We start from the raw sequence: 408 nt of genomic DNA, 5'->3' as shown, positions 1-408 counted from the left end.
TGTTACACGCGCCCCGGCGATTTCGGCGATCAGGTCATCTTCGCCGATGACATCGATGGATACGACTATTCGCTGCGGGCGAACGTGCTCTATCGCGAGACTTCAGGGCTGGAAACGGGCCACGAAGCGGTCTCGTCGTTGCAGCAGCAGAGTGTGACCGTCGCGCATCCTCGCATCCGCGCCGCATGGCGTTGCGCTCACGAGCGGCGAGCACATGCAACTGGCAGCGGGCGGGCATCTCTTCACCAGCACCGGCGGCAACGCCGACGCCGCGATCGGCGGCAATTACACCGTCGCGGCGGGCAATGCGGTGTCGCTCTTCGCCAATACGCAGGGCGTCAAGGTGACGGCCGCCGAGGGCAAGATCGACGTGCAGGCGCAAGGCGATGCGCTCAATCTCGCCGCGCT

At 65.4% G+C, this 408-nt stretch carries 1 protein-coding gene; it reads left to right on the top strand.

Annotated elements, in window-relative coordinates:
• Nucleotides 1–214: 214 nt before the first annotated feature.
• On the top strand, nt 215–408 hold a 194-nt coding region (locus NCT05_RS36685; protein ID WP_250504804.1), incomplete at its 3' end, for a DUF2345 domain-containing protein.

The sequence above is a fragment of the Caballeronia sp. AZ7_KS35 genome (assembly GCF_023631045.1).
Classification (GTDB): domain Bacteria; phylum Pseudomonadota; class Gammaproteobacteria; order Burkholderiales; family Burkholderiaceae; genus Caballeronia; species Caballeronia zhejiangensis.
The sequence above is the reverse complement of the archived record's forward strand: the minus strand, read 5'-3'. Positions and strand labels throughout refer to the sequence as shown.